At 25.5% G+C, this 4846-nt stretch carries 4 protein-coding genes; 3 read left to right on the top strand and 1 reads right to left on the bottom strand.

Annotated elements, in window-relative coordinates:
• Positions 1–324 precede the first annotated feature (324 nt).
• Positions 325–1092, top strand: a complete 768-nt coding sequence (locus tag KQI30_RS16435; protein ID WP_216464431.1) for a hypothetical protein — start codon at positions 325–327, stop codon at positions 1090–1092.
• 162 nt (positions 1093–1254) lie between these two features.
• Positions 1255–2814 carry a protein kinase domain-containing protein gene (locus KQI30_RS16430; protein WP_216464430.1) on the top strand — a complete coding sequence of 520 codons (1560 nt, stop codon included), beginning with the start codon at positions 1255–1257 and terminating at the stop codon, positions 2812–2814.
• Between the two features lie 114 nt (positions 2815–2928).
• Here the strand turns inward: KQI30_RS16430 and KQI30_RS16425 are convergent, their stop codons facing one another.
• Positions 2929–3666 carry a hypothetical protein gene (locus tag KQI30_RS16425; RefSeq protein ID WP_216464429.1) on the bottom strand — a complete coding sequence of 246 codons (738 nt, stop codon included), beginning with the start codon at positions 3664–3666 and terminating at the stop codon, positions 2929–2931.
• A 192-nt stretch (positions 3667–3858) separates the two neighbouring features.
• Here KQI30_RS16425 and KQI30_RS16420 point away from each other — a divergent pair, with 192 nt between their 5' ends.
• Positions 3859–4716 (top strand): hypothetical protein, encoded by an 858-nt coding sequence (locus tag KQI30_RS16420; RefSeq protein ID WP_216464428.1) that lies wholly within the window; start codon positions 3859–3861, stop codon positions 4714–4716.
• Positions 4717–4846: the final 130 nt, after the last annotated feature.

The raw sequence follows: 4846 nt of genomic DNA, 5'->3' as shown, positions 1-4846 counted from the left end.
CAATCTAAAAGTCAAAATCAAGAAATAAATAAATCCCGATAGGGCTTTAAATCGCCCTACCGGGATATTTTAATATATTTTTTTAATTGATAAAAGGTACCAAAACTTTGACGCTTACAAAACAATGGTGATTATTACGAATTATATTCCAATCAAAAGTAAGGAATTATATATATTTATATAATTTTTCATAACGTTCTATCTTATGAATGTTAACTTCAATATTAAGAAATACATTAAATTGTATAAGAAAGTAAGGTTAAAAGCCACTAACATAAAAATTAGATTTTTATAAAGAATTATTTAAAGTAACAGGAGAATTATATGAGTAATATGGTAATTATATTAGCAAATGCGTATGAAGAATTTTGCTATAAAAAGAATTTAAGAGATGCTAGTTTAAGCAGAGAAAGAAATGAGCATAACTCTAGTAAGAGAAGAGGTGAATGGAGAAATGCGAAAAATTTTATTATATCAAATAAGGTTATATTGTACATGATGATTATTACAATATTAGGTATTGGGATTTTCATTACAGGAGCATTGTTAAAACATAATATTAAAATGATATTTGTTGGATTTATTTTATATACTATAGGATTAGTTATTATGGAGTTAAAGATTGAAAAAAATGATGTTGAAAATTATAGAAAAAGAAGAAAACAATATTATAAAAGGATGAAAGGCTTTAATAATATATTGAAATATGAATTTAATATTAATAGTAGGGAGAAAGTAGAGTATATCTTAAAAGAATGTGAGAAAACAAGCAAAATAGTTGGACAAGATATTAAAATTGCGGGAAAAGTTATCGCATCGTGGCAAGTAATTATTTATCCACTTTTAACGTTTTCTATGACTACAATATTAGGAATTGATACAATTAAAAAAAGTTTTAGATGGCAAGAAGTTGTGAGTGGAGTGATATTACTTCTTACAGTATTGGGGATGATTATATTATTATCATATATAATCCAAAGTGTGATAAATCCTTTTATAAATAGTAATAAAAATAGAATAATTAAATTAATGACTATTATTAATGATATTTATATAAATGAATATTTAAATGATAGCCCTAACAGAGAGTAATAGAAATACAGGCTAAAATCGAATTATAGAATACTAATGCTATTACTTTTTATTAATTTTTAATTATGAAATATTAATGTGGTATAGTTTGAAGATATAAGTAAAGGTATAGATGACAGTGATGCTAATGAATTTGATTTCTAATTAAATTAGGGAGGAATTATGAGAAGTTTTTTATTAACAGACGATTATATAATTGAAGAGATATCTAAAGCATTTGTAGGCGATGAGAAAACTAAAATAGACTTTCCATACAGATCAGGTCCTAAATTGGTAGAATTTTTTAATCAAATGGGATTTGAAGATATATATGGGCAAGGATTTCCAACAAGATGGAGGTATGCTGAAGAAAAAATTAGATGTATTTTTATGCAAGGAAGAATAAATGAATTTTTTACCCTATCATTATCATATAAAGAGATAATTAAGTTTAAAAATGATTATGAAAATTTTGAAATAGATAATGTTATAGATAAGATTGTTAATCAAGTAAATAGAGAAATTCTTAAATTATGTGGAAAACAATTATGTATCAGAGATGATTCTATAGAAGTGATAGATATAATAAAAGAAAAGCCTTTGGGAGAAGGTGCTTTTGCGAGAGTGTACAAAAGAGAGAAAAATGGAATATATTTTGCAGAGAAATGTTTAAAAGATGAATTTAAAAATAATATGGAATATGTTAGCAGATTTAAAAGAGAGTATGAAATAATGAAGTCTTTAAATGATACTAATGTCACAGTAAAAGTTTTTGATTTTTCAGAAGTAGAAAAAAGTTTCATGATGGAATTTGCACAAGAAACATTAAAGCAATTTATTGAAAAAAACTATGATGTAATGAATGATGCATATAAAGAGGCTATATCAGAAGAGATAATTAGGGATATGATATGTTTGCATAGTAGAAATGTTATACATAGAGATCTTAGTTATAATAACATTTTAGTTATAAATAATCATTTCAAATTAGCAGATTTTGGCCTAGGGAAAAATCAAGGTGAAATTTATTCATTACAAACTCAAACAGAAATGGGGGTAGGAACAGCGCATTTCATAGATCCTGTTCAAAAACAGAATATTAAGAATGCAAGTGAGATTACAGATATGTATTCAATCGGACAAATTATAGATTATATTTTTTCAGGTTCGATAGTTTCTATACATCATAAATATTCAGGGGTAGTAGAAAAAGCAACAAATAAAAATTTAGATAAAAGGTATGAATCTTTAGAAGAATTATTAGAAGAGTTTTTAAATATTAAAAATTATAATATTATAAAAAGTCCAGTAGATGATATGATTGATATGTATAATACAGGTAGATATAATATGGGAAAAGTTTATGAATACTTAATAGATAGGAATGCTGGAAGATTTGTTGTTGAATTAATAATAAAACATTATAATGGTGCAAAGGTTTTATTAGAACAATTTATACTTCAATATGCAAGTGAAGTAGAGGAATTAACATATAAGGTGGATCAATATGTAAGAGAAAATAAATTAGATTATAGTGAATATGATAACATTGCATATATGTCTTATGATATGATAAGAGAATTAGATAAATATGCAATAAAATCGATGGAAAATTTAATAGGTATAATTTATTATTGTGGATATGGATATCCAAATAGGTTTAATATACAAAGATTTATTAGGGATACGATTATGACAGATAGGGACATACCATATAAATGCAAAAATATATTTAATATGTAATATACAGAAAGAAAATTTGTCTGAATAAAAAAAGACTGACAAAGAAAAAAAAGAATGAATAAGGAAAGGGTAGCGCTTTAAAACGCTACCCTTAATTTGTATAATATTTATATTCTACTTAATTAATTCTACATGGGAAGGGGTGCAAATAGCATCTTCTGGTATACCTGTAATATATCCGTTATCGTTTAATTTGTATTCTGTGCCATCGATAATCATTTTTGAATCTTTAGTAAATCCTAATTTGAAGAAGTTTTCATTCAAATAACCATTTCTTAAATTCATCAATTCTTCATTAGTATATAACCAACCGCTTTCATCAAAATATACATAATTTTCTCCACCATCTAAAGAAATGTAATTGTTTGTTTCTGCCCCCATTCCTTCAAGAATTGCTTTACCTTCTTTTGTTTGAGGAAAGAAAATTCTAATTAAGTCTATTTTTTCATCATATGATATATTTTTGTTTAATATGTTGATAAAATCAAATACTCTACCTGAATCTTCTATTTCATCGGTTGATAGATAATCTCTATAATCTACATCTGGATTTAATATAGAAGAAAGTCTTTCTACTCCAGAATTAGTAATTGTTATGTCTGAATAGCCATGTAATAGAGTTTTTACTTTGTAAGGAGTATTTCGTTCTATGTTTAAAATATTATTTTCGAATTTTAATTCTGTTAAATTACCTTTTAAACGATTTGAATATTTTAAATTTGACGTATTAGAACTTTTACTTAACAAGTTACTAGTAGTTTTTTTATATGAATTAGTGGTATTAGAAGTATTTAAGTTTTTTATGTAAGTACTGATTAGATTACTATTACATACATTGCGATTTATATACATTATTTTTATCTCCTCTCCTAAATAATATATTGTTATAAAAGAATAATGTTTTTATTATTATCGTAACAAAAAAGGAAAACTTAACTAAATTATATAAAAAATATATATAATTAAATATATTACATAAAACGTAAAAATATAGACAAATAATACATTGTATGATTATATATTATCTATAAAGGAGGAAAAAATATGAAGAAAAAGAGAATATTTACAATGGTATTAATATCATCTATCTGTTTTTTATTATTTACTAGTATGTTAAATACAACTGCATCTGCTGCATATGTATATACTGATTCTCAAAATGTAGACAATAGTACACAGGAAACAGCGTTTCAACTAACAGAAAATACAATTTATGATTCTTTGAGACTATTTCCAAAGAGAGAATCAAGTTGTTTTTTAGAGAGTACAGGAGATGCTGGATGGTACAAAGTTAATCTTTCAGAAGGAACAAAAACATTAACAATTTATGCTCCATATGTTACAGTTACAGCTACAGTATTTAATTCTGAAAAAAGTAAGGTATATGAAAATAAATTTGGTAAATCGCTTAAGAGACAAGGAAAATTCGATGTGTCAAATGCAGGTACATATTATATAAGAATCTCTTCAGATGATGAAATAACTGAAAAAGTTGCATATACAATGTTAGTAGGAGCTCCTGATTATACAACAAAGACATATACGAAGTCTCTTTCAACAACAAAACTAACAACATATAGTAGATACTCAAGTATTCAAACTTTTGATTTAAGCAATGTATCATCTATTCCAGATTCAGCAATAGTTAAAACAATATCTTTAGGTGGAACTGAGACTAATAAGTATAATGCTTCTGGAAAGACAAGAAGTATATGTGTATATGGTAAGTCATGGTATAGATCTACAGGACCATCTATTTTTGAGGTGGATATGTTTAATGCAACTACACCAACTCCACTAAAGCAAAAATGGCAATTCCAACATTATGCAACATCTGTAACTGATTCATATTCATTAAAGCCTAGTATTACATTTACATATATGTGTGAAAATAACTACTAATGTGAGTTTTATGTCTGAATAAAAAAAAGACTGACTAAGAAAAATAAAGAATGAATAAGGAAAGGGTAGCTCTGAGAAGAGCTACCCTAATTTAATGAAATCAATAATGAAAACAAGAATAAAAAACAGA

The sequence above is a fragment of the Clostridium bornimense genome (assembly GCF_018917145.1).
In the GTDB taxonomy this organism is placed as follows: domain Bacteria; phylum Bacillota; class Clostridia; order Clostridiales; family Clostridiaceae; genus Clostridium_AN; species Clostridium_AN bornimense_A.
Note: the sequence above shows the minus strand (reverse complement) of the source record. Positions and strands in the feature narration are given on the sequence as shown.